Here is a 23,998-nt window from a genome sequence, read left to right as displayed (position 1 = left end):
TTAGGAGTCAAATCGTCAGTCTTATCGCACATGGTTTTATCTCCCGAAGATCGCGTTGATCGCAGCCTGGGACCTGCTCGTCAGCCTTGGATCGGTATTATTGGAAGCCTCACGGATCGCTTGCAGCCAGCCAACTTCATTTGCCGTGACGGGCTCCCCGAATACCTCCACGACTGCTTCAGCTGCCGTCCGACCAATTGCCTGCTCCAGAGCGAGCTGCATCACGAAAGCAGGGTCCGCATCAAGCGCAATCGCCAGCGCCGGGACGCGATCGAGTGCCACTTTGGAGCTACCCTGCTTGATCATCGTGATCATGTTCTGGTTCACATAGCCGGCCAGGGTGGCAATCTCAGCCTGGCTCTTGGTCGGTTTCAATTCGAGCACCCTGCGCTCGACGTATTTTGCCAACCTTGTTTTTTCGTGTGGTTTCTTGGTCATCGCTATCCTCTCAGAAGTGATGCAGCAAGCGCTGCATGTCTTTGATATAGCGACGGTGAGAATGGGAAATTGCGGAGGGAAAAAATCAATCAGCTAAAATGTTCAGCCGATTGGCAACAACTCATTCTAACTGGATCCATCTATCCGGGTGGAAAAATTGCGGTCTTTTTTACCGTTCCATAGACAAAGCTGGTATCGATCGAGGCTATTCCACCGATAGGATGAATTCGGTGACGAATAAATTCCTCGTAGGCTTCGAGATCCGATACCAAAACCCGCAATTGGTAGTCCATTGCACCGGTCAACACGTGGCATTCAAGAACTTCATCGATCATCCGAACGCGTTTCTCGAAGTTCTGAACGTCCGTTTCGTTGTGTCGCTCCAATCTGATACGCACGAAGACGGTAATGGCCATCCCATACGCGGCAGCGTCAACGTCGGCGCTGTATCCCTTTATCACTCCGTTGGCTTCTAGGTTTTTGACCCGGCGCAAACACGGTGAGGGAGACAGGTTCACCTCGTCGGCAAGATCCTGGTTCGTCATGCGCCCGTCCCGCTGAAGTGCTCGAATGATCTGCCTATCCTTAGCGTCCATTTATCCCTCTTACTTAGCAGAATATGCCAATATCACCACTCATGTTGGTATATTTCGCAACCATTAGCCCAAAGTAAAGGAGCAAACTGGCTTCAACATGAATCAGGAGCTTGCAATGACTCGTTCAACCGGATTTGCCACCCGCGCCATTCACCATGCTTATAACCCGCTGGAAAATGACGGCGCTCTGACACCACCGCTACATTTGACGTCTACGTTTACCTTTGAAACCGCAGAGGCTGGTGGAGAGATGTTCGCGGGCGAGCGTCAGGGTCATATCTACAGCCGTATTTCAAACCCCACATGCGACCTTCTTGAACAACGCATTGCCGCGCTTGAGGGGGCCGAGGCCGGGCTAGCTCTCTCAAGCGGCATGGGGGCGATCACGGCAGTGCTTTGGACCCTGCTGTCGCCAGGTGACGAAGTCATCGTGGACAAAACGCTCTATGGCTGCACCTTCGCCTTCATGCGCCACGGTTTGGCGAAATGGGGGGTCGCGATCACACACGTCGACATGACAGACCCTGAGAACTTGAAAGCGGCCGTTTCTGACAAAACCCGCGTTGTCTATTTCGAAACTCCGGCCAATCCGAACATGCGCTTGGTGGACATCGCCGCCAGCGCCGAAATTGCGCACTCGGTCGGTGCAACGGTCGTCGTCGATAACACTTATGCCAGCCCCTATCTGACCCGCCCGATCGAGCATGGCGCAGATATCGTCCTACACTCCGCTACCAAATATCTCGGCGGGCATGGAGACGTGGTTGCCGGTCTGGTAGTAGGAACCGCCGAACAGATCGCGGAGATCCGCCTTGTTGGGATGAAGGATATGACCGGCGCGGTAATGGCGCCTTTCAACGCGATGCTAATCCTGCGTGGTCTGAAAACACTGAACCTGCGTCTGGATCGTCATTGTGACTCTGCCATAGTCGTCGCGGACTTCCTCGAAGCGCACCCCGCCGTCGGTGAGGTTTATTTCCCCGGTCTTGAGAGCTTCGCACAGCACGATGTAGCGCAGCGACAGATGTCCCAACCGGGCGCTATGATAGCGTTCGAGATCAAATCCGGTCTGTCCGGAGGAATTGAATTCATGAACCGCCTGAATATGATCCAGCGTGCGGTGTCGTTGGGCGACGCGGAAACACTGATCCAACACCCAGCCTCAATGACTCATTCAACGTATACCCCGGAAGAGCGGGCTGAGCATGGGATAAGCGATGGCCTGATCCGTCTGTCTGTCGGGCTAGAGGATGTCGAAGATATCCTTGCAGACCTAGAGCAGGCTTTGCCCTACCCTGCTCGCAGCGCCGCCTAAACCCGGAGACAGCCATGCACATTGATCCCACCCAACTAAAGATCGTCGAACAGCGCCTGCTGTGGTTGTCTCATTGGATGATCCACCGTGCCAACCATGTCCGACCAAAGGTGGATGGGATCAAAATCGGTGGCCATCAGGCTTCGTCTGCGTCGATGGTATCGATCATGACCGCGCTCTACTTCTCAGCCTTACGCCCTGACGACCGGGTTGCAGTAAAACCGCATGCGTCGCCGGTGTTTCATGCGATGCAGTATCTCATGGGTAATCAGACACGCGAGAAGATGGAGAATTTCCGCGGATTTGGCGGAGTGCAAAGTTATCCCAGCCGGACCAAGGACATTGACGACGTTGATTTCTCGACCGGGTCTGTAGGTTTAGGTGTCGCGATTACCTCGTTTGCCTCGATCATTCAGGACTACATCAAGGCCAAAAGCTGGGGTTCAGACGCTCCGATGGGGCGTATGGTGGCACTTGTTGGCGATGCAGAACTGGACGAAGGCAACGTCTATGAGGCGTTGCAGGAAGGCTGGAAAAACGACCTACGAAACACGTGGTGGATCATCGATTACAACCGACAGTCGCTGGACGGTATCGTCCGGGAAGGACTGTTCGAACGGATCGAGAAAATCTTCAATGCATTCAGTTGGGATGTAGTGCGCGTAAAATACGGAGTTCTTCAACGCTCGGCCTTTGAAGAGCCCGGTGGCAACCGCCTACGTGAATGGATCGACGCTTGCCCCAACCAGGACTACTCGGCGTTGACTTTCATGGGTGGTGCGAATTGGCGACAGCGTCTCATGGACGATCTGGGGGATCAGGGGGATGTGACTGCCTTGATTGAAAGGCGGACGGATGCAGAGCTTGCAGCCCTTATGGAGAACCTCGGTGGCAACTGCGTCGAGACCATGGCCCAGACATTTGCCGCCATCGATCATGATCGCCCGACATGCTTCCTGGCCTACACCGTCAAAGGATGGGGCACCCCTATTGCAGGCCACAAGGACAATCACGGAGGGCTGATGAACAACAGCCAGTTCGTCGCATGGCAGTCGCATATGGGTGTGCCGAAGGGCGAAGAATGGGAGCCGCTCGCGACGGTGCAAGATCCAGACGCATTCAAAGATTTTCTGGCCAGCACCCCGTTCTTTGCCAAAGGTCCGCGCCGCTATTTTGATGACAAATTGGATGTGCCGCCAATCGAAGTCGACACCAGTCGCGAAATCTCGACCCAGCTGGCGTTTGGCAAGATCCTTGACGATCTTTCAAAAGGCGACAGCCCATTGGCCGAACGCATAGTGACGACCTCCCCAGATGTGACAGGCACAACAAGCCTTGGTCCTTGGGTGAACAGGCGCAAACTGTTCGCCCGATCCGTGCAAGCCGACGCCTTCATAGAACACCGGATCCCTTCGACGGCGAAATGGGAATTCACGCCGGAAGGGCAGCATATCGAGCTTGGTATCGCCGAAATGAACCTCATGTTGCTTCTGGGAGCGGCGGGTTTGTCGCATTCCTTGTTCGGTAAGCGGCTGATCCCAATTGGCACCGTCTATGATCCGTTTGTCAGCCGCGGCCTCGATGCGCTGAATTACGCCTGCTATCAGGACGCGCGCTTCATGCTGGTTGGAACACCATCGGGCGTCACACTCGCACCCGAAGGTGGAGCACACCAATCCGTTGGAACACCGCTGATCGGGATGAGCCAAGACGGGCTGGCAGCATTTGAACCCGCCTTTGCTGATGAGTTGGCAGTGATCATGGAATGGGCCTTTGACTACATGCAGCGCGATGGTGAAGGGCAGCCGGACGAGCGCACCTGGCTTCGCGATGAAACCGGGGGGTCCGTCTATCTGCGTCTGACCACCAACCCGATTGAACAGCCTGGAAAGCGTGTCGACGACGAGTTCCGCCAAGGTGCCATCGATGGGGCCTATTGGCTACGAAAACCGGGGCCCAATTGCGAAGTTGTAATAGCCTATCAAGGAGCAGTCGCGCCGGAGGCAATCAAGGCCGCCGGTATCATTGGTGAAGGCCGTCGCGACATAGGTGTATTGGCCGTGACATCCGCAGATCGCCTGAATGCTGGATGGACCGCCGCTCAACGAGCGCGTTCTCGCGGTAACCAAGCGGCACGCTCCCACATTGAAACCCTGATGTCCGACCTCCCGCCGCACTGCAAGCTGGTCACCGTAATCGATGGTCATCCTGCAACTTTATCCTGGCTCGGGGCAGTGCTTGGACATCAGACTATCCCAATGGGTGTCGAGCATTTTGGTCAGACCGGAACAATCGGCGATCTCTATCGCCACCACTGCATTGACGCAGACGCTATCCTGGAGAAAGTGAATGGTCTGACCCATGGCAGAACTCTTCACCGTGCATAAGTGGGCTGGATCTGGGCAATAATGCATAGAACAAACTAGCACTGAACATAGACCAAGATAACTAGCGGACCATGTAGACAGTGCTCTTAGGTTCAATGAACCTGCCGAACCTGAACTCGGCTGGTTTGATTGGCGACAACGCCTAAAAAACAGGGCTCCTTTGACTAAAAATCAATAACTTGGCCCTCTGCACCGGTCTTCGGGAGGCAGGGGTCGGAGGTTCGAATCCTCTCACTCCGACCAATGAAACAAGGCCCCTAGCGGGGCCTTTGTTGTTTTCAGCAGATCGGCCGCAACGATATTCGCAACGTTTCGAATGAAATCTGTGCGCAGTTTGTTCCCGGCTTGTTGGATTCGCGCGGAACGCATCTAATTCAAATACCCAGGTCCATGATCCCGGCGGCGTTCTTGAGCGCATCCGGACTGTAGGAGCGATAGACATTCTCCAGCGTCTCGCGCGAGGTAGAGAAATAGGCAGTCGCGTCCTCAAGCGTCATGCCGCGCATGAAGGCCCAGGTGACGGCGGTGTGCTTCAGGGTGTGCGGTGTAACGTCTTCAAGCTCAGCACGCCGCACAGCTGCGCGAAAGGCCTTGTCGATCCGAATGATCTGTGCGATCTTGACGAACCGCTGCACATGCGGCGCGGAAACCGCCAACAGGCGCTGCACTTCCTCCTCGGTCAAAAATCGGTCTTTCGGCGCACCTTTTTCCGTCAGGGTCACGATCGGTGCGTGTGTTATCTTGCGCGTCGCTGCTGCGTATTTCAAAGCAGCATTCAGCGTGCCCATTTCGCGCCGCACAGTTGAGGGCGCACACCTTCTTCAAATTCTGTAGCCATTGCATTTGTCAATGTCGATCTCGGACACCTTCAGATCGCCCCAATAGGGCGACAGAGCCTGTATTGAATATATCAGACGCTCTTTGTCACCCACCGTCTTCACCTTGGCCTCGCCATAATGCACCAAGATCTTCCCGACAGTTATGTCACTCGGTTCGTAGACGCGATCGTCCGGGCGTTTCTTCTGGGCGATATAATCGCTCAGGGCTTCTTCTGCCTCCTTATGAAATCCGTCACCAAAACCTGTCCGGATCTGCTGTCCTCTGTCGAGGATGATCCAGGCGCCGTCATCTTTGCGCTGGAAGAGGCGGGCAGGTTTTCGTTTGCGTGGCATGTCGATAAGAACCTCTCCAGTTCGTCGCGCGTCATGTAGTAGCGCTGGCCGAAGCGAACTGCGCTGATCCTACCGTGGTGGATCATTGTCCGGACAGTTCTAGGTGAAATTGTGTGATGAAGAGCTGCTGCGAACCCCGTTATCATGCGTGGGGAAACCTAGGACTTCGATATGGCGAACGGGCTTGAGCGAGGCGCTGAGCCATTCCTCACCCACTTGCATGATCGGGCCCATTGTTTGCGACTCAAACCCATCAAACAGATCCAGCTGTTGCTGGTCTCCATTTTTTCAATCTCGAATTGTCCCTTCGACTCGCGCTCTGGCCAACCACAACAGAACCAATAACTATAGCTGCTCCTATAGACTGAGTGAGGCTAAGCGTTTGTCCCAAGTATAGCCAGCCGAGCACGACAGCTGTAACAGGACTCATCATGCCGAGCATCGAAACTGCACTGGGTTCCAGGCGCGCTATGCCACGAAACCAAAGAGCATAGGTTGCTGCAGCACCGATCAACCCAAGCCAAATAAGCCCGGCGACATTTGTCGCGCTGAGCGCAGGTAAAGGCGGCTCAAGGAACAGTGCGACCGGCAGCAGTATCAAACCACCGGCTGTTAATTGCCACGCTGTGAAACTCAGCGCCGAGACCGGAGGTTGCCATTTCCGGCTGAGAACACTGCCAGCAGCCATTGACGCGGCTCCTCCCAAACCCGCTGCTATACCGATCCAATCAAGTTGTGCTTCTGGCCCGATCAGCAGCAGAGACACACCCATTACGCCAGTCGCGGCGGCGCCGAGTGCACCAAGTCGTATTGGGGTTCCCAGCCATCCCCACGCCATCAAAATCACGATCATTGCTTGCAAAGATCCTAGGGTGGCGGCCACACCACCGGGTAACCTATACGCAGCAACGAAGAGGAGCACCCAGAACAGAGCGAAATTGAGGCTGCCTAAGACGAAAGTTCGACCGAGCCATTCGCGTGGTGGAACGCAGCGCGTCACTGCAAGTAACAACAAGCCAGCAGGCAAAGCTCGTAACGCAGCCAGGGTAATCGGATAGCCAGCCGGGAGCGCTTCGGTAGTTACCAGATAAGTGCTTCCCCATACCGCTGGGGCGAGTGAGGTGAGAAGAATATCGGTTGAGCGTGACATGGTATGTCTCCCGGCTGAGGCGTTTGAGAATTTGAGTGAGACGTCAGAGGTGCGCGGGTTACGCTGCTTCCGCTTGGAGGTTTGATCCAACGAGGCACGCTGCAATCCTTGCAACATGAGCGCCCTGGAACCGCGCTCCGGCAAGGTCAATTTCGCTAGGTGTGCGGGAACCATCAGCACCGGCGATCGTTCCGGCACCATATGGTGCGCCGCCAATGATATCTTCTGATGTAGTCTGGCCAGCAAATGTGTAGGGCATTCCGGCAATCAGCATCCCAAAGTGTTGAAGAGGGACTTGCGTTGTCAGAAGGGTGGCCTCGTGCCCGCCATGTTGCGAACCTGTTGATGCAAAGACCGCTCCGACCTTACCAACCATTGCATTCCTGGCCCAAAGCCCTCCCGCCTGGTCAAGGAAGGACTTCATTTGGCCAGCCATCATGCCAAATCGGGTCGGTGTTCCAATGATGATTGCATCATAGTTTTCCAGATCGGTCGGCAAGGCGGCAGGTGTATCATCTACGACATAGCCAGCCTGCTGACGGACCTCTTCAGGGACGGTTTCGGGCACACGACGAACGTCAACTTCAGTGCCGGGAACACTTCTGGCGCCTTTAGCTTCGGCATCGGCCAATGTGCGGACGTGGCCATAGCTTGAATAGTAGAGAACGAGAATACGTGACATAGGATACCTCTCAGGGCTGTGACTTGTTCCCTGAGAGAATGGAATTTGTTGCGCCGCCAATTAAGGCACGCTCTTTGACATCACTCTTTACCTGTATTGAATAATGTCAGGACCTGAGAGCCAGGCGCAGATGATCAAGAAAGGCTGTAACCTTGGCGTCCATTCCCAAGCGAGATGCTGTAACGGCGAATACTTCTGGCGCGGGCAATTCGTGGTCAGGAAGAACTCTCACCAAAGCCCCGCTAGCTTCAGGAGCATCAGAAACGAACTCAGGCAGGGTTCCAATACCTTGCCCCGCTATCAGCAGATCGCGCAAAACGAGGCTATTGCCAACCCGCACGCGCGGATCAAGCTCTAATGCTGTGACACCGTTGGCGGCCGAGAGCTTCCAGCTCGTCAAATGATCAGCAAGCAAAAAGCCGATAATCGCGTGGTTTTGCAGATCCGCCGGCTGGGTCGGCGTCCCACATCGCTCCAAATAGTCAGGAGACGCAAAAATCCGCTGTCGCATCACGCCGATCCGTCGCGCAACAAGGGCCGAATCCGGCATCGCGGCTCGGATTCGTATCGACAGATCGAACCCGCCCTCGACCATATCGATCACCTTGTCGTCCATCGAAAGAGTAAATCGCAGATCTGGATAGGTTTTCAAGAACTCTGGAAGCATCGGTGCGATGACGGTTTGGCCGAAGGAACTTGACGCATTCACCCGAAGGTGCCCACGCACCGCTTTTGAACCTTCCCTGATGGTCTGTTCCGTTTTTTCGACCGCGTCGAGAATTCCAATTGCATCTTGGTAATAAAGACTGCCGGTGTCAGTTAGTGACATGGATCGGGTCGTTCTGGTGAGCAGGACGGTTCCCAGACTTTCTTCCAGAAGCTTGATTTCTCTGCTGAGAAGCGCGGGAGAAACACCAAGGTCCTCCGCCGCACGGGCAAAACTACCGCGTTCAACGATACGGCGAAAAGCTTGCATCACTGACAGTTTGTCCAACTCCAGGCCCCCGAGCAGTTTTTTGAGCCGCCCAGTTGGGCGTAACGACTTGCAAGTTATACGACTGCGTCACTGGTGCGAAGGGGCGACGCGCCTGTGGTGCTGGCATCTTTTGCCTCTAAACTTGGGTTTGGTATTTAAACAGCTAAGAACTTAAACTGTGTCGAGGCAGCATCTTCTTCAAAGTTAGAATGGCCTTATGGGAACACCCCTTTCCTTCAGTCGGTCAAAAATGTAGCAACTCACAAACGCTGAAATGAAGCACTTGCCCAATATAGAAATTTCTGCTTCGAGAGTACTATACAAGTTCGGTCGAGACTCAGTTTTTGGCATCTATTCAGCTAGAAGAGGAGCGACGCAATGAGCACCGATCAAAATAAAGCCGAGTTCAAGCCACTAGCCGCACCCTATGTTCGTCTGTTCCGCGGCGGGTCCAGACTTCGGATGAGTGACGTTGAACGATTGGCGAACGAGTTCGTTTTGTATGTGATTCTGATTACTCCGCGTTCAGGATCAACGTGGCTTTGCGAGTTAGTTGGCGCTTCAGGCCGTCTCGGGATGCCACAAGAATGGTTCAACCAGGATTTCGTCCAAAGCAACGAAGAACATCTTGGATGCAAGCCCCCCAAATTGAGATCAACACTTGATGTTAACTGCTACCTCAAAGCGATTGTGGAAGAAGGAGAGGGGATTGCGGGCGTTCAGCTTTCTATCTGGCAAGCCAAGGCCCTAATAGAACTCAGTGAAGGCCAAATTCCTGTCGACAAGATCAAATGGTTTTATCTGAGGCGGCGGGATATCCTTGAACAAGCCATCTCTTTGTATAGGAGCTCAAAATCCGGATACTGGCACTCTTACCAAGGAAAACCGGATAAGTTGAACAGTGTTACGTTTGATTTGGAGGAGTGTACAAAAAAACTGTCAGCGCTCATTAATTGTGAAACGATGTTTGAGGACATGCTGACGCGGTGTGGGATCGACCCGCTCCGACTTTACTATGAAGATATAAAATCTAATCCTTTGAAATCACTTAAATTAATATCCGAATCACTTGGAAGCACGGCTCCTGAGAGTCTGCCGAATACGTCAATCAAGCAACTGCGGAACAAAGAAACAGACAGTTGGAAAGCTGAATTCCTTTCGTCCCCTATTGTCCAGAAATTACTTTCCAGCCGCCCAGAGATGGAGCCTATTCCAACCGGTAGTTGTCGATGAAACTGACATAGTTTGGGAAGCGAGTTCCTCTTCTTGCTGAAATCGGTACTGAACGCTTACACAGTACGACGAGCAAGTCTTCGAATAATAGGTTCCGGACAAGATTGAGTTCGCAGTTAATCTAGCGAACCTAGTGTTAGGAAGCATAGACTTTCTATCGCTGCGTAATTTGCGGCTTGGAAAACGAAGTGGTTACATGAGCGACCTTTACTGGTCGGCCGTCGAGCAAATGGCCAAGCTTTCTACTTTCTTCCTAAAGCCGCACGGCAAGCCTCGGGTCGATGATTGAAGGGGTCTTATAGGAATTATCTTTATTAATCGCAATGGGTTGCGGCCACATTATACGCCAAAGGAAAACGAGCCACACAAAGCCTGTTACAGCCGGTGAAAGCGTTGGCACGAAAAAGGTATCTTCACTCGGATGATGTTCGATCTAGCTGCCGAGCACGGCGCAAAAAAAGCCGTGATGGCCAGCGCAACGTAAAGTCCGATCAACAAGAACTTGCCTTGCCTCGGGATGGACTGTTTGCAGGCTTCGTAACTGTTATTAAAAAAAGCGGGGTAATCTCCAAACGTTGATCCCTCTTAACCGTTACGAATTCCCACCCCAGTTGGTTGTTGGAGTAGCTAATCCCGGAAGCAGCCATAACTATGCGAGCAATTTTGGTAAGCTCTTAAAGGCTACGCTTTGCGCCTTAGGCGGTATCAGCTTTTGTGACGCAGACAAAGGCCCCCCCATGCAACTTCAGAGATCTTCGACTAACCTGCGGCGCCCAAGAAGTATTAGAACTCAACCCGTGAATGCGCAACCAAACAATTATCGACGGAACCGCGAAAACCAGGAGTCGCGCCTAGGCTCAGCTTTCACCGATTCGCTCTCAGGCTCAGCCTTCAACTCGATCGGGTTTGCTGACAATCGGTGAAAAACATCGCGTTCGGGATATCTTGTCACAAACCGTTCGGCCATTATGTGTAAAACAACATCGGGTTTGTAGGCTTCGATAACGTCTTCGTAGACTAGTCCCTGGTGCCAGATAAATAGGCTTTCCGAGAAGTGCTCTGCCAGTAATTCAACCATCCAGTCACAGGTTGAATCCCTGAATATTAGTGCCTTTGGCAGCTTGCCGTCTCTCTGGAACGCGAAAGTGGGTCGCTCGCCCAGTGAATCCAGCAGTGATTGCGCGACCGGTACTGGTTTCGCCTGCCTTTTACTCTTCGGAAGTTGATACCGCAGAAGAACTTCAAACGTCTCTTGAGGCAACACACGCTTGAAAACACGATCGACCTGGTTTTTGAATTCCGGCGGAAGTTGCGTGTAAACATCTCCATCATAACCTGCCAAGTCCGGTATTAGATTGCCCAGGCCTATTGGCGTTTGGGTAAGATCCGATGAGAGCCGTTGATTAAGCTCTTCGATGATCCTGTTGTAGACGAAAAACGCACCCAACCAATTGGCATGCGTATCTCCTCGGAAATATAGAGTTCCGTAAGACTTAGCGTCGACCAGAGTGTCCAGAACATATATGACATGTTCCAGATCAGACTCTGACAAGCACTCGGCAGGGCGTCCGTGGTATGCCTCGAGTTTTTGAAACGCGCGCGGCAAAAACTCAGGGTAAACTGCTGGTTTTTCCGGTATGATGAATTTGAGGTAAGTGATATCGCGTTTTTCCAATAAGGTTTGCCGCTCAGCCAAAACAGAGAAGGCTCTGCTGGTTTCCTCTTCGTTCCAAGTTTCGACACCGTAGTAGTAACGCAGGAAATTCGAACCGTCATTGATCAGAAAGACCCAGCCATGCTCAGAGGGTAGACCTTTGTGTGGTGCGCACAAATCTTCGGCATAAGTAATGATGTCGCCATCTTCGATACCAAACAGTGTTAACCGCTTTGACCATTGTCGGTTGTCGTATGCGTTGGTAGCATTTTCCTTACCGAGGCGGACAAGTCGGCCGAATTCTAGAAACTCGGACAACTGTTTTGCGTTTTCACCGTCATCCGCATCGATATTGATTTCCAGAAATTTAACACCGCTGTTGTGAGCAGCGGTCCGGATATCGTCATTCAACTTCAGGTGTAGTTCAGACAATCGCTGCAAGTCAATTTCAATCCCAAATTTCCCCATAAAAGTGGTCATGCTGCGCTGCCAGGTTTCAAGGTCCTTCCGTCGCGAGAGTACAAAATACGCGTCTGGATAGGTCTCGATCAACTCGCGGTAGTAGCTGCGTGTCGGATAGTCAGAGAAGGCTTGATAGCCGGAGCTGTCGATAAATTTCTGAAGAACTTCCCAGTCGTCTGCGCCTTCTTCGACACCGCTTTCTTTAAAATAGTAATGAATGGAGTTCAGACCGGCCGATTTTAAAAAACGGTGCAATGACATCGTCCCGGTGCGTGAGTCACCTAGAATGAACACTTTTCTGTCATCCGATTTCGTGGGGACGGTGGTCATTTTTTCCTGCCTTCGCTCATTTTTTCTGGTCTTCGATGCAAGACAACGATGGAGCACATCACTCGTTTCCACCGGTTTGATTACACAAAACCATAAAAAATTGATTGTATGCTGCATAGTCCGTTTTACTCTTTAAGAGAATAGGACTGAAAAGAAAATTTTTCATGCCGATCACTTCTGAATTAGGTTTCTTCCACAATGATCCGACGCTTGAGTTGTACGGCTTTTGCTTCGATGAAGCGAGTTTCTCTGTCGGCTTTACCAATCACGTACGGGATACACCAAAGTCTGATACCATTTCCATCGGCACCGATTTTTTAGGTGCGTTGGTGTCCTCAAGCCCAACAAAGCACACGAGAATTGATTCTCGTCTGTCGATAATCGTACTGCGTTGAAAAGCTTTCAAACCATCATACCTGCTGCCTTTGCTTACTTAAATCTTGATGCACAGTCTAACCTGATCATTCACCCGATTCAGCATCGGGGCGCGAATAGTTGAAAAGAACTCATCAGTTGCTGTACGCGAACCTGACCAATAACCGTAGTCGTCGATAATCAGAACGCCACCTGGTGCCAACCGTGGGTAAAGAACTTCCAGCTCGAAGCGCGTGGATTCATACCAATCCGTATCGAGCCGCAAAATCGAGATTTGTTCGGGCAGCTGATCTTTCAGCGTCTCCATGACGTCACCTTTCACAAAGCGCGTGTTTTGCGTTGAAAGGCCGGCTGCAACAAAGTTCTGCGAAACTTGATCCAGCGATGCATAGCACCACCCTGTTTCATCACCGAATTCGTCCATCAAGGCCGCGGCACTGTCCCCGTTGACGTCTACATCGGCTTCGGTTGGTGCAGTCATTCCTTCGAATGTATCGTAAAGCCAAAGATCCCGCGAGGCCCCAAGTTTCTCAAAGGTTAGGCCAGCGAGAATTGCGCTTCCACCCATCCATGCACCGCATTCAACAAAATCGCCAGCGATGCCCGAAGCGTGCACGTACTTACAAGCATTGTGCAGCGCAAACATCGCGTCTTTTCCCGTCATGGAAAAATCCCGCGCCTTTAAGAAAAGCTCGGTGAATTGTTCGTCTTCATCAATATCTCTGATCGGATAGTCGACCAGATTTGCGTCATGGGTTTCGGAGTAAACAATTTTACGCGGAGGGAGGGTCATGACCATATCACCAGTCTAGGAAATGCGTTTTGGGGGGTTCTTCGTTTGGTTTTACCTGCCTCAGAAGTTGACGACACGCGTCGCTACTGAAACAGTTCAGTGTTCTTTTTCAGCCATTTATGGTAGCCATCTTTGAATGGGTCCGGGAAACGTTCCTGAAGGTCAGCGCTATCCCGATATAGTTCTCGCGCTCCTTTGGGAACTTTTGTGCCGTCATTGAAAACGCCATAGTACCACCACCCCGATGGTATCGCCGGGTCAGAGAAACGAGCTACCTCCCGCTCGTACCAAGCCCAAAGCTCGTATACCTCGTAGTTTTCCTGAGCATAGCGTTCGGTCATTGTGTTTCCAAGTGGACCAAGCTTCGTGAAATGATAGAATCGCAACGGCACTCCGTTAATCAACAGACTTCCTTCAGCCGAAATTGACATTGTTCTTTTGCTAAGATTCCAGCTGGCGACGTTGTATCCTGGGTCACGCAACACCTTAACGCCATCAAAATAGCACGGTATCAAGTTGCACCATTTCTGATCCACAAAAACACCGATATCTAAACGATCATAACACCAAGTGTTCAGGCGTTCTGTCCACCAATCGGCGAAATCGCGTGCTTCTTTGTCATTTCGGACAGCCAAAAAACCCAAATTGTATGTACCATAGTGCAACGATGTAATTTCGTTGTCGCGAACAGCAATTTCTTCGGTATCCGGGGTCGTTTGATGTGGGGTCAAGATAATCGACCAATCATCCAAGAGATCAACGACGGGCTGCATCGACGAGAATACTGCTATATCCGGGTCGAAATAGACGATTTTTTCAACCCCTGGCTGATTCATAATGTATTTTAGCGCCTGCCCTTTTACTGCAGTACACGCTTCGACAATATCGTGCCGAAAGAGCCAGGGTTCCGTGGTTTCCCCGTAAAGATCTTCAGCTGTTACCAGTTGATCAAAATCCTCGTTGTGGATCGAGAATTCGAACCCTGTTGGCGCATGATCGGTCAGCACAGCCCAAATGACCCAATCAGGGTGCTGACGCTTTAATGAGCTAGCCAAGACACGGGCTCTGTTAAGGTAACTAAATGAAAAGCTTGTGTAAGCGTGCACTGTCATTTCGCACTCGTTTTTTGAAGATGAGGGATGGCCATATCACTGAATTCCGAAGTCAGAACCTCGTCCGCGCGGCGTTGCCGTGCCTCTTCGACAAGCTTATCGCATGCCTCGCTATTGGCCCATGACAGCAGATCGGAGCTGCTGCTTAATACAACTCCACGTCCAGAAGATTTGACCAGCTGCGCCACGTTGCCGGATTTCTCATGAGTAACAACAAAGGCTGAACTTGCCAGTGCTTCCGTTGTGGTTAGCGAAAACGTTTCCGGCCAAGGAGCAAAATGCAGCACAAGATCAATCCCAGCAGCAGACAATGCCCGCGTCATCGCATCCGGTGTCTGGCTTGCCGTGACATCGACCTCATGTTTGGTAACGCTAAGCGCAACATCAACCCTGCCAAAGTAATGGAACTCAAATTTTGGGTTAAGGGCCTCAGATTCAACCAGGGCTTTAAAATCGTCCCAACCCTTATGAGCCAGTGGCACACCTACAAACGCTAATCTAATTGGCCCTGATTTCCCGGACCCAACTTTCGGCAACGGCGTAGGACGAGGGTCGCTTTTGACTAACATGTGCGGCTGCACAATCAAGTCTTGCAGCTTGTATCCACAGGCTTTCACCCAAATATCGGCCGCCACTTGGGATGGCGCTATCGCTGTCACCGAGATGCGATCAAAAAAGCTCCGGAATCGCTGCATGTGAGCGCTGCGACCTTTACCGTAGGTACATATTGTGCATCCCTGCGACTCTAGGTCTGGCGCATTACAATAGCTGAGATTGTTGCGAAGCAACGTGTAGCTTTGGCACGCCGCAAAGAAATCATGAATCCAAAAGTGCGCTTCACGGTCGCAACTTGCTTCGATCAATTGCGCAACCGCTTCAGGTGAGTGCCCAAGAAGGTGATGAATAACGCATTTGAACGATTGACCTGCAGTGGTTCGTTCAGCGGTCGCCGCAATCAAGTCGGCGTACCTTGCCACACCGATACACTCACCATTCAAAACCAACCGGAATACCGCAATCTCTGCTTCCAATTCTGGCAACAAGGTATTGCATGTTCTGACGGGGTGAATGTTCAAGTATTCCATTCCAGCGGCATCCGCTCGTTCAGCTTCAATCTGAATGCAGATTTGCGTGCCACCCGTAACTTCACGATAATTGTCGTGGCCAATACCCAGAACTACGCGGTCGCGCCCTGCTGCCAGTACATCGACAATTTTGGACGAGTCGAGCACTGGCTCAATGTTTCTTGGCAACGGTGCTAGAACGATCTCCGGACCATTCTTAGCAATAGCGTCAAAAACCTTAGCTCGATGCCCTTCGGTTAATCCAAATGAACTTGACCCGGTCACTGGAACGCCACTCAACAGCCCCTGAAGCGCTGCCACTCGATCCAAAGCTTGCTTCGGTCGGTCGGAGAAATTGATGAGATTCCGTGTGCCGCGGCGATGCTTTTTATTTGTTCGAAAATATAGCCCCCAAGGTAGTTTCCGAACCCTCTTTGCCAAGCGAACAATATACTCATTGTCCTGTTTCCACATCTCTAGCAAAGGCAGCAACTCAGCGAGTTGGGACTTCACTCGAGATTGAAGTGCCTCCAACTGAGCAATTGCTTTTTCAGCTTCTTTTTTAGCTGCTCTGTGTTCATCGTCCGAAGGCATTACCGGCACTTCCAAAACTGATGCAGAGCGCAAACCTGGCAGCGTAGATCTACGGTACTGCGGTTGCTGCAACAGCAACAAGGCGAGATCATCCAACGTTTTGACCGAAGGCAACTGGTGTTTCTCAACACTCTCTTGACAGACCGCTATTTTTTCTGAAGGCACGAACAACAATCCGCATTCACTGCCACCTGCAAAGATATCTTCACTCGATCCAAAGAAGTTGTCCGGTCGATATGCAAGGGTGTTGAGCCCATAACTGTAATACCCTTGCTCCAACATATGGCTGAGCATCGGCGCACCGCTGGACAAATTCAGCACTTCACAAAACACAATTGGTCGATCTTGCGACAGAATCCTTCCAGCGCCCTGAAGCGCGTTCAACTCACCGCCTTCCAGGTCCAACTTGATGAAAGAAACCTGCTCTTTTATTTCATCATCTAGGCAGACCATGGTTACCTGCCCACCTTCGTCAGATGCCATTACCCTGGTACCACCTGCATTGCCTTTAAAGAGCTCAGAGATGCATCCTTTACCTGAGAGAGCGCCGAGCGCAGCGGATCGAACATCAATGTTGGTAAATTCAGCGGCAACCGCGTTAAGGTGAAGAATTTTTCTGTTTGCATCGAAAGGTTCAAAGCTGATGACCTTACCATCTGAACCAACGCAATCCGAGAAAGCTCGGGTATGGGTACCATAGCACGCGCCGCCATCCACCACAGTGTCACCAGCTTTGATGAAGTCGCACAATATCTCCAATTCGGACTGAGCCCATTCACCATATTCGCGCAACGAATCGGATATCGTATCCGGCCGGTCGGGGAAATGCATAGTGCCGTACCGCGTCTTTACCGACGAACTTGACTGTTCGGGCGCTTCCAGTGCGTGATCGTTCATCGAATGCTCCTTAGCGTCGGCTTAAAATCTTATCCGGACTATCTCGGAATGGATGCCACTTCAACACGTCTCAGTCTGGTTTCTTCAACTTTGGCGGTCATCTGAGCGCGCCTTGAGGCCCACCTGATTACCCCAACGCGCGTGAACGTACACTGATCGGCAGTCAGAGAGTACAAAACATTGGTTTAGACACTGGGCTCAAATGTCGTTGGCACTTGAGACGCCCAAATCTAAACCAGCTTTTTCGAGCTGATTTAAAATAAGTGAATTTTAGAAGCTTCCGATTTCTTCACGTCGGGTGCCAGTCCTGAACAGAGTTTGTGTCTGTCACAACGGTCACGATTTAGGGCTAGGCTTCACAACCACAATGATGGTCGCTGCGAGAGCATGTTTCAAAGACTGAAGGGCTGGCGACACGTCCCAACCTGATACGACAGGGGGCCCAAAAAAACCAGCAACCGAACTCGCGGCGAGAGAAATTTACTGATCATGAATCCTGACCCTAAACCGCAAAAAATTTATCGGAACTTAACATAGACTATTCAGTAGCGACGCCCGTCCTGTTAAACAGGTCTTCTAATACAGGTGGACTACTCTCTATTTTCACCGCAGGCTCTTGAACATTGTTTGCATTTTCGGGAGCTTGCCATATTAAGAACAACTTGGTCGAGCAACTAGAGCGCGAACAGAGTCAGCGAAATTCAAGGCTGTGACATGGCTTCCCGAACGATAATACCAAAACCTTCTTCCAATTCTCCTGTCAGCTCGATTCAAGGCGGAGTGGCATACGGCGACGGGAATCCGTCTACGGTCACTTACATCAATTTTTCCTTTTCCACAGTGTCCGGTTCACAAACTTGGACAGCAGCCTACAAGGCCGAGTTTCGCGTAGCTCTGGCTGAAATAGAGAAGGTTGCCAACATAAGGTTCGTAGAAACCAGTCGCGCCAATGCTGACATAGATGAAATCATCGCACCAAGGGGGTTTTTCAACAACGCCAACACCCTCGGGTATCACTATACACCTTTCCCGGGCCCATCGGAGGGCGCTTATAACACCTATTATTGGAAGGCCAATTCTGGCCTTGGTGGCAACGGGGATCCGGGCGGTTTTTTCTTTACTACCCTGATCCATGAATTAGGCCACGCACTGGGGTTGGGACACCCCCACGACACCGGTCTGGGTACAACGATACTAAACGGAGTAACCTCGGCGTTCGATTCATTTGGAACCGGGAACCTCAATCAGGGTGTGTTCACCGTGATGTCCTACAATGATGGCTGGACGTCTCAAAACGGGTCTCTGAGCGTTAACGCTACATATGGCGGATCAACGGGGTTCGGAGCCTTGGATATTGCCGCACTGCAGGCGATGTACGGCGCAAATACGACATATAATACGGGTAACAATACATATGTTTTGCCGTCTGCAAACGTTGCGGGTACCGGATACGAGGCAATTTGGGACGCAGGTGGGAACGACACACTTCAACATGTAGGCGGCGCGGCGGCTCGTATCGATTTACGACCCGCTACTCTGGACTACACCGCTAGTGGTGGCGGGCTCGTCTCTTACGTTAAGAACGTGCAGGGTGGCTTTACGATTGCTCACGGCGTTGTCATTGAAAACGCGTCCGGCGGATCAGGCAATGACACCATTATCGGCAACACCGCTCAGAATATTTTAAGGGGTAACAACGGAAACGACGTTATCATTTCGAAGTCAAATGGGACCAACGACAATACGCTCTACGGTGGTTTAGGCAACGATGTGTTCCACTTGGCCCGCAGCTCTGGCGCTGACCAAGTATTTGGTGGCCAAGGAAATGATCTTACTAACGTTAATGTGAATGGTGGTTCGTTCTCCGGAGGCGGCGGAACAGACACCGTCAGGTTTGTCAGCGCAATCAGCAATTACCTTTTCATCGACAACGGCACATCATATGTGTTTCTCGATGTTGTCTCGCGTGTTTCCTTTACCGTCGAAAACGATGTTGAGCTTATTCAATTCCTGGACGGAAGCCAGAAGTACACCAAGAACAACATTCAGTCGGCGATGCAACTGACTGTAGATATCGATCTTCAGGGCACAACACTCAAACATGCGGCCCAGGGTCTTTACGTGATAGATGCAGGTGGTTTGAACCTCGCATTGATCAGGAACGGTAAGGTTATCGGCGAGAATTCGATAGCAGGTTGGCAGGCCATTCAAGCCGAAGCATCTGGAAGCGGATACAGGGTCCTCTGGAAAAACGACGATGGGTCCTACGGAGAATGGACAGTCAACGCTTCGGGTCAATTTGTCAGCAGCAGCACGGTAGAAAACGTCGTAAATGTCGAAGGTTTTTATAACGCAGATCTAAACGGCGATAATACGATCGGACATACCACTAGTACTGTCGAATCCGATGGGTCCACAACGCTCGTTAACTCAACGCAAAATGGGTACCTGATCAACGGTAGCATCCAACTAACCCGCGATGGGGCGAACGCAGGATCTAACAGCTATCCCGGATGGCAAGCCATACATGCCGAGGCGGATGGTGGTGGATACCGCGTTCTGTGGCAAAACACTGACGGCTCTTACGGAGAATGGATCACCGATAGTACCGGCGCTTATATCAGCGGCGGCGGCACCGCAAACGTCGTTGACCTTGAGACAGTCTATAACACTGACCTGAACAACGACGGTACGATCGGCCACAAAACAACGACAATCGAGTCCGATGGCTCCAACACGCTCGGCTCTTCAACCCGTGGCGTGTATGTCATCGACGGCACCATTGATCTGTCCCGCAATGGCGCAAACGCAGGGCCCGACAGCTTCCCAGGGTGGCAGGCTATTCACACCGAGGCAGATGGCGGCGGTTATCGCGTTCTCTGGCAAAACACTAACGGTTCCTACGGAGAATGGATCACCGATAGTACCGGCGCTTATATCAGCGGCGGCGGCACCGCAAACGTCGTTGACCTTGAGACAGTCTATAACGCTGACCTGAACAACGACGGTACGATCGGCCACAAAACAACGACAATCGAGTCCGATGGCTCCAACACGCTCGGCTCTTCAACCCGTGGCGTGTATGTCATCGACGGCACCATCGATCTGACTCGCAACCAAGCAAACGCCGGGCCTGACAGCTTCCCCGGGTGGCAGGCCATCCACGCTGAAGCGATACCCAGCGGATATAGGGTCCTTTGGAAAAACAACGACGGGTCCTATGGGGAGTGGACAGTCAACGCTTCGGGTCAATTTTTGAGCGGTAAAACATTAGCAAATGTCGTGAATGTTGAAGTCTTTTACAACGTCGACCTGAACGGCGACAACACGATCGGTCACGTGACAACAGCCGTCGAGTCAAATGGCGCGACGACCCTCGGCTCATCCACGCGAGGGGTCTATGTAATCGATGGTACCATCGACCTGACGCGCAATGGGGCTGATGCCGGACCTGACGGTTATCCTGGATGGCAGGCTATTCACGCCGAAGCATCGGGCGGCGGCTACCGCGTTCTCTGGCAACATACCAACGGGACCTATGGCGAATGGACCGTGGATGGTAATGGGGCCTTTATCAGCGGCAGGGTCGTTCCAGACGTTATAGATGTCGAAGCCTTTTATGGGTACGACATCAATGGCAGCGGCACTGTCGGATATGAGTTGCCAAAGCTAGCACCGCCTTCTTCACCTGAACCAGGGTTGGTATCCGACGATGAAGCATTGGATCTGTCCGACTGGGACGAAACCACCGATCTCCTGAAGTTTGTGCCTGACATGAGTGTCAACGAAGACGTTGAGAACACGCTCACATTGGCCGAAACGTTCAATGCCAGGGGTGCAGGGCTTCCCGGTTCTAGCGATCAGAGCGGAATGACTTGGTTTAATCTTCCTAAAGTCGAAGACGAAGAAGACTTCGATCCCCTGTTCGCAACTCTGCTGGAAGAGGACGGTTTCCTTCTGTAAGCGACTCGCCGTACCTGAAATTGCTGGGTCACTTGTGGCTCAGCTTTTTTGCCTGTTTCGTTGGCTTTTTAGACGGCACGATACGCTTGGTCAGCGTGAAATCGTTTCATGGGCGGGCAGCGCGAAGTTTCGACTCCGCCAGCAGTTACTCTCACCCTTTACCTTGGCATGCAGCAGCCTCACCCTGCCGGAGGCCAGATTTTTAGCTAAGGCCATACAGCCAAAAATTGCCGATTATTGAATATGGCATGTGGCGAAGCCAGGCCACATGTGACATAGCTCTTGAGACCTAAAGGCTACTTAAAGAGAAGAAATTAGTAACGATGGAAATAGTTGCGCTTTCCATTCCGGACGTGAAGTTAATAACCCCAAGGCGCTTTGGCGATCATCGCGGGTTCTTCGAAGAAACCTACAATGCTGACAGCTTTGCCGCTGCTGAGATAAGCACCCAGTTTGTTCAGGACAATCACTCGCTCTCCAGCGCAGTGAACACTGTGCGAGGGCTGCATTTCCAGGCCCCACCCCGTGCCCAGGCCAAGTTGGTGCGCTGCGGGCGCGGTCGGCTGTTCGACGTTGCCGTGGACATTCGAAAAGGGTCTCCAACCTTTGGTAAATGGGTTGGTGAGGAGTTGAGCTTTGAAAACGGGCGGATGTTGTTGGTTCCCGCAGGTTTCGCACATGGTTTCGTGACCTTGGAGCCGGATACCGAGATCGTTTACAAATGTTCAGACACCTACGCACCAGAAACGGAAGGTGCCCTTCTGTGGAATGATCCCGATGTGGGCATAGATTGGCCGAGCAGTAGCTCAGCTCCCCAACTCTCCGAAAAAGACAAGGTTGCGCCTTGTCTTCGTGATTTGGACTCCCCTTTTGTGTTTGAGGCAGGACAATGAAAATACTTGTTACGGGTGGTGCTGGGTTTATCGGCTCTGCCGTTATTCGCCGCGCTGTTTCAGATGGGCATTCCGTCATCAATGTTGATGCGCTGACTTATGCTGCCTGCTTGGACAATGTTGCCTCAGTTGCCAAGTCTCCGGCCTATGCATTTGAGCACGCTGATATTCGCGATGCCGAGGCGATGTCTGCCATTCTGGACAAGCACCGTCCCGACGCGATCATGCATTTGGCTGCAGAAAGCCATGTGGACCGTTCGATTGATGGTCCTGCGGCCTTTATCGACACAAACCTTACCGGCACGTATGTTTTGCTGGAAGCTGCGCGCGCCTATTGGCAGGGCGCAGGGCGACCAGAAAATTTCAGGTTCCACCACATTTCGACGGATGAAGTGTTCGGATCATTGGGGACAACCGGTTTTTTCACTGAGGACAGCCCATACCAGCCCAATTCGCCTTATTCTGCTTCGAAAGCAGGGTCAGATCATCTGGTCCGCGCTTGGCGGGAAACTTATGGGCTTCCGGTGGTTCTGACCAATTGCTCGAACAATTATGGGCCATTCCAGTTCCCGGAAAAGCTGATACCCGTGGTCATCCTGAACGCTTTGTCCGGGCAGCCGATCCCAATTTACGGGAAAGGCGACAACATTCGTGACTGGCTGCATGTCGAGGATCATGCCGAAGCGTTGTTGCTGGTGCTGGAAAAAGGCGAACTTGGTCGCAGCTATAATATCGGCGGCGAAAACGAGATGACCAATCTCGACCTCGTCAGGATGCTGTGCAAAATCCTGGATCGGCTGAAACCGGGCTCTGCGCCCTACAGCGATCTGATCACGTTTGTTACGGATCGCCCAGGCCATGATCGTCGTTATGCCATCGACCCGGCCCGTATCCGCGAGGAATTGAACTGGCGCCCGTCATACACCCCGGAAACCGGCCTTGAGCAAACCGTACAGTGGTATCTGGACAACACAGACTGGCTGAACGCTTTGCAAGCACGCAGCGGTGTCGGAGAACGCTTGGGGACTGGCAAATGAAGGCGCTGATATTCGGCCATAGTGGCCAAGTAGCGACCGAACTGCGCCGCCGCGCAGACAGCCATGGTATAGAGGTTGAAGCGCTGGATCGCACCAAGGCGGACTTGTCGAACCCTTCGCAATGTGCGGAAGCTATCCAAGGCACTGATGCCGACGTCATTATCAATGCAGCGGCATACACAGCAGTGGACAAGGCCGAAGAAGACCTCGATCTTGCGCAACTTGTTAACGCAGACTCGCCCGGAGCAATGGCGCGCGCAGCCACGGCGCGTGGCCTGCCCTTTCTGCATGTCTCAACGGATTACGTATTCGACGGATCTGGTACAACCCCTTGGACAACCGATCACCCAACAGCACCTTTAGGCGCTTACGGCAAAACCAAGTTGGGCGGAGAACGCCAGATCGCTCAAGCGGGAGGATGGCACGCCATTCTGCGAACCAGTTGGGTTTTTTCGGCCCATGGGAATAATTTTGTCAAAACCATTCTCAGACTTGCTGAGACCCGCGACAGATTGACAATTGTTGCCGACCAGATCGGCGGACCAACGCCCGCAGCTGATATTGCCGATGCTCTTCTTGTTATGGCGAAAAGCAACGCGGGTACTGAAGGCGGGCTATTTCATTTTTCCGGCGCTCCTGATGCCAGCTGGGCGGACTTCGCACGCGAAATCACTGTGCAGTCAGGCTTGACAACTCAGATCGAAGACGTCCCCTCGACGGACTACCCTACCCCAGCCCCAAGACCACTGAATTCGCGTTTGAACTGTGATCGCCTGAACGCTGTGTTTGGGATCGGTAGACCGGAGTGGAAAACTGGTCTGAGCGACGTTTTGCGCGAGCTGAATTCAGCGACTGGCTGATCCCTGAAAGGAAAG

19 protein-coding genes and 2 pseudogenes are annotated in these 23,998 nt (G+C 52.2%); 9 read left to right on the top strand and 12 right to left on the bottom strand.

Annotated elements, in window-relative coordinates; translation table 11 throughout:
• Nucleotides 1-36 precede the first annotated feature (36 nt).
• Together ACXADZ_RS22230 and ACXADZ_RS22225 are read right to left on the bottom strand one after the other, a co-directional pair.
• The gene (locus ACXADZ_RS22230) at nt 37-438 is read right to left on the bottom strand and encodes an XRE family transcriptional regulator (protein WP_170423872.1); all 402 of its coding nucleotides are present in this window, start codon (nt 436-438) and stop codon (nt 37-39) included.
• 140 nt (nt 439-578) lie between these two features.
• The gene (locus ACXADZ_RS22225) at nt 579-1,034 is read right to left on the bottom strand and encodes an Lrp/AsnC family transcriptional regulator (RefSeq protein WP_170423874.1); all 456 of its coding nucleotides are present in this window, start codon (nt 1,032-1,034) and stop codon (nt 579-581) included.
• Between the two features lie 115 nt (nt 1,035-1,149).
• Between ACXADZ_RS22225 and ACXADZ_RS22220 the strand changes: the two genes are divergently transcribed.
• The gene (locus tag ACXADZ_RS22220; protein ID WP_475200012.1) at nt 1,150-2,349 is read left to right on the top strand and encodes a methionine gamma-lyase; all 1,200 of its coding nucleotides are present in this window, start codon (nt 1,150-1,152) and stop codon (nt 2,347-2,349) included.
• A 14-nt stretch (nt 2,350-2,363) separates the two neighbouring features.
• On the top strand, nt 2,364-4,736 hold the full coding sequence (locus tag ACXADZ_RS22215) for a 1-deoxy-D-xylulose-5-phosphate synthase N-terminal domain-containing protein (RefSeq protein ID WP_475200009.1): 2,373 nt from the start codon (nt 2,364-2,366) through the stop codon (nt 4,734-4,736).
• A 374-nt stretch (nt 4,737-5,110) separates the two neighbouring features.
• Here the strand turns inward: ACXADZ_RS22215 and ACXADZ_RS22210 are convergent, their stop codons facing one another.
• The 6 genes and pseudogenes from ACXADZ_RS22210 to ACXADZ_RS22185 all read right to left on the bottom strand — a co-directional run bounded on the left by ACXADZ_RS22210 (nt 5,111) and on the right by ACXADZ_RS22185 (nt 8,734).
• On the bottom strand, nt 5,111-5,524 hold the full coding sequence (locus ACXADZ_RS22210) for a hypothetical protein (protein WP_475200007.1): 414 nt from the start codon (nt 5,522-5,524) through the stop codon (nt 5,111-5,113).
• Nucleotides 5,525-5,557: 33 nt separating this feature from the next.
• The gene (locus ACXADZ_RS22205) at nt 5,558-5,908 is read right to left on the bottom strand and encodes a hypothetical protein (protein ID WP_475200153.1); all 351 of its coding nucleotides are present in this window, start codon (nt 5,906-5,908) and stop codon (nt 5,558-5,560) included.
• A gap of 14 nt (nt 5,909-5,922) precedes the next feature.
• Nucleotides 5,923-6,054: pseudogene (locus tag ACXADZ_RS22200) on the bottom strand (helix-turn-helix domain-containing protein); the annotation flags it as partial.
• Between the two features lie 107 nt (nt 6,055-6,161).
• Nucleotides 6,162-7,058: an EamA family transporter gene (locus tag ACXADZ_RS22195; protein WP_475200006.1), complete on the bottom strand. Its 897-nt coding sequence runs from the start codon at nt 7,056-7,058 to the stop codon at nt 6,162-6,164.
• Nucleotides 7,059-7,116: 58 nt separating this feature from the next.
• Nucleotides 7,117-7,740 carry an NAD(P)H:quinone oxidoreductase gene (gene wrbA, locus ACXADZ_RS22190; RefSeq protein WP_475200004.1) on the bottom strand — a complete coding sequence of 208 codons (624 nt, stop codon included), beginning with the start codon at nt 7,738-7,740 and terminating at the stop codon, nt 7,117-7,119.
• A gap of 106 nt (nt 7,741-7,846) precedes the next feature.
• The gene (locus ACXADZ_RS22185; protein ID WP_170333266.1) at nt 7,847-8,734 is read right to left on the bottom strand and encodes a LysR family transcriptional regulator; all 888 of its coding nucleotides are present in this window, start codon (nt 8,732-8,734) and stop codon (nt 7,847-7,849) included.
• A gap of 360 nt (nt 8,735-9,094) precedes the next feature.
• On the opposite strand from ACXADZ_RS22185, the gene ACXADZ_RS22180 reads away from it, so the two are divergent.
• The gene (locus ACXADZ_RS22180) at nt 9,095-9,949 is read left to right on the top strand and encodes a Stf0 family sulfotransferase (RefSeq protein ID WP_475200002.1); all 855 of its coding nucleotides are present in this window, start codon (nt 9,095-9,097) and stop codon (nt 9,947-9,949) included.
• 196 nt (nt 9,950-10,145) lie between these two features.
• Nucleotides 10,146-10,430: pseudogene (locus ACXADZ_RS22175) on the top strand (transposase); the annotation flags it as partial.
• A gap of 336 nt (nt 10,431-10,766) precedes the next feature.
• Here ACXADZ_RS22175 and ACXADZ_RS22170 read toward each other — a convergent pair.
• Entirely contained in the window at nt 10,767-12,395 is a 1,629-nt protein-coding gene (locus ACXADZ_RS22170) for a sulfotransferase (RefSeq protein WP_475199999.1), read from the bottom strand.
• Between the two features lie 164 nt (nt 12,396-12,559).
• Between ACXADZ_RS22170 and ACXADZ_RS22165 the strand changes: the two genes are divergently transcribed.
• The gene (locus ACXADZ_RS22165) at nt 12,560-12,790 is read left to right on the top strand and encodes a hypothetical protein (protein ID WP_475199997.1); all 231 of its coding nucleotides are present in this window, start codon (nt 12,560-12,562) and stop codon (nt 12,788-12,790) included.
• A 38-nt stretch (nt 12,791-12,828) separates the two neighbouring features.
• Here the strand turns inward: ACXADZ_RS22165 and ACXADZ_RS22160 are convergent, their stop codons facing one another.
• From ACXADZ_RS22160 to ACXADZ_RS22150, 3 genes are all read right to left on the bottom strand, one after another.
• On the bottom strand, nt 12,829-13,563 hold the full coding sequence (locus ACXADZ_RS22160) for a TylF/MycF/NovP-related O-methyltransferase (protein WP_475199995.1): 735 nt from the start codon (nt 13,561-13,563) through the stop codon (nt 12,829-12,831).
• An 83-nt stretch (nt 13,564-13,646) separates the two neighbouring features.
• A complete protein-coding gene (locus ACXADZ_RS22155) occupies nt 13,647-14,618 on the bottom strand; it encodes a hypothetical protein (RefSeq protein ID WP_475199993.1) in 972 nt (323 codons plus the stop codon).
• 53 nt (nt 14,619-14,671) lie between these two features.
• Nucleotides 14,672-17,230, bottom strand: coding sequence for an FkbM family methyltransferase (locus ACXADZ_RS22150; RefSeq protein WP_475199991.1), 2,559 nt, complete (start codon nt 17,228-17,230; stop codon nt 14,672-14,674).
• 780 nt (nt 17,231-18,010) lie between these two features.
• Between ACXADZ_RS22150 and ACXADZ_RS22145 the strand changes: the two genes are divergently transcribed.
• The 4 genes from ACXADZ_RS22145 to rfbD all read left to right on the top strand — a co-directional run bounded on the left by ACXADZ_RS22145 (nt 18,011) and on the right by rfbD (nt 23,983).
• Nucleotides 18,011-21,193: a M10 family metallopeptidase C-terminal domain-containing protein gene (locus tag ACXADZ_RS22145; protein ID WP_475199989.1), complete on the top strand. Its 3,183-nt coding sequence runs from the start codon at nt 18,011-18,013 to the stop codon at nt 21,191-21,193.
• 323 nt (nt 21,194-21,516) lie between these two features.
• A complete protein-coding gene (rfbC, locus tag ACXADZ_RS22140) occupies nt 21,517-22,086 on the top strand; it encodes a dTDP-4-dehydrorhamnose 3,5-epimerase (RefSeq protein ID WP_171094973.1) in 570 nt (189 codons plus the stop codon).
• A complete protein-coding gene (gene rfbB / locus ACXADZ_RS22135; RefSeq protein WP_475199988.1) occupies nt 22,083-23,123 on the top strand; it encodes a dTDP-glucose 4,6-dehydratase in 1,041 nt (346 codons plus the stop codon). The genes rfbC and rfbB overlap by 4 nt, the downstream gene beginning before the upstream one ends.
• A complete protein-coding gene (gene rfbD, locus ACXADZ_RS22130; protein WP_475199986.1) occupies nt 23,120-23,983 on the top strand; it encodes a dTDP-4-dehydrorhamnose reductase in 864 nt (287 codons plus the stop codon). The genes rfbB and rfbD overlap by 4 nt, the downstream gene beginning before the upstream one ends.
• The last annotated feature ends 15 nt before the right edge of the window (nt 23,984-23,998 follow it).

The sequence above is a fragment of the Ruegeria sp. ABM4_193 genome (assembly GCF_056158705.1).
The sequence above is the reverse complement of the archived record's forward strand: the minus strand, read 5'-3'. Positions and strand labels throughout refer to the sequence as shown.

Excerpts from the sequence above, each read along its gene's own strand:
- ACXADZ_RS22180 (WP_475200002.1), top strand. The coding sequence starts at position 9,095 with ATGAGCACCGATCAAAATAAAGCCGAGTTCAAGCCACTAGCCGCACCC.
- ACXADZ_RS22150 (WP_475199991.1), bottom strand. The coding sequence starts at position 17,230 with ATGAACGATCACGCACTGGAAGCGCCCGAACAGTCAAGTTCGTCGGTA.
- ACXADZ_RS22195 (WP_475200006.1), bottom strand. The coding sequence starts at position 7,058 with ATGTCACGCTCAACCGATATTCTTCTCACCTCACTCGCCCCAGCGGTA.
- ACXADZ_RS22230 (WP_170423872.1), bottom strand. The coding sequence starts at position 438 with ATGACCAAGAAACCACACGAAAAAACAAGGTTGGCAAAATACGTCGAG.
- ACXADZ_RS22170 (WP_475199999.1), bottom strand. The coding sequence starts at position 12,395 with ATGACCACCGTCCCCACGAAATCGGATGACAGAAAAGTGTTCATTCTA.
- ACXADZ_RS22225 (WP_170423874.1), bottom strand. The coding sequence starts at position 1,034 with ATGGACGCTAAGGATAGGCAGATCATTCGAGCACTTCAGCGGGACGGG.
- rfbC (WP_171094973.1), top strand. The coding sequence starts at position 21,517 with ATGGAAATAGTTGCGCTTTCCATTCCGGACGTGAAGTTAATAACCCCA.
- ACXADZ_RS22215 (WP_475200009.1), top strand. The coding sequence starts at position 2,364 with ATGCACATTGATCCCACCCAACTAAAGATCGTCGAACAGCGCCTGCTG.
- ACXADZ_RS22165 (WP_475199997.1), top strand. The coding sequence starts at position 12,560 with ATGCCGATCACTTCTGAATTAGGTTTCTTCCACAATGATCCGACGCTT.
- rfbB (WP_475199988.1), top strand. The coding sequence starts at position 22,083 with ATGAAAATACTTGTTACGGGTGGTGCTGGGTTTATCGGCTCTGCCGTT.
- ACXADZ_RS22160 (WP_475199995.1), bottom strand. The coding sequence starts at position 13,563 with ATGACCCTCCCTCCGCGTAAAATTGTTTACTCCGAAACCCATGACGCA.
- ACXADZ_RS22220 (WP_475200012.1), top strand. The coding sequence starts at position 1,150 with ATGACTCGTTCAACCGGATTTGCCACCCGCGCCATTCACCATGCTTAT.
- ACXADZ_RS22205 (WP_475200153.1), bottom strand. The coding sequence starts at position 5,908 with ATGCCACGCAAACGAAAACCTGCCCGCCTCTTCCAGCGCAAAGATGAC.
- wrbA (WP_475200004.1), bottom strand. The coding sequence starts at position 7,740 with ATGTCACGTATTCTCGTTCTCTACTATTCAAGCTATGGCCACGTCCGC.
- rfbD (WP_475199986.1), top strand. The coding sequence starts at position 23,120 with ATGAAGGCGCTGATATTCGGCCATAGTGGCCAAGTAGCGACCGAACTG.
- ACXADZ_RS22210 (WP_475200007.1), bottom strand. The coding sequence starts at position 5,524 with ATGGGCACGCTGAATGCTGCTTTGAAATACGCAGCAGCGACGCGCAAG.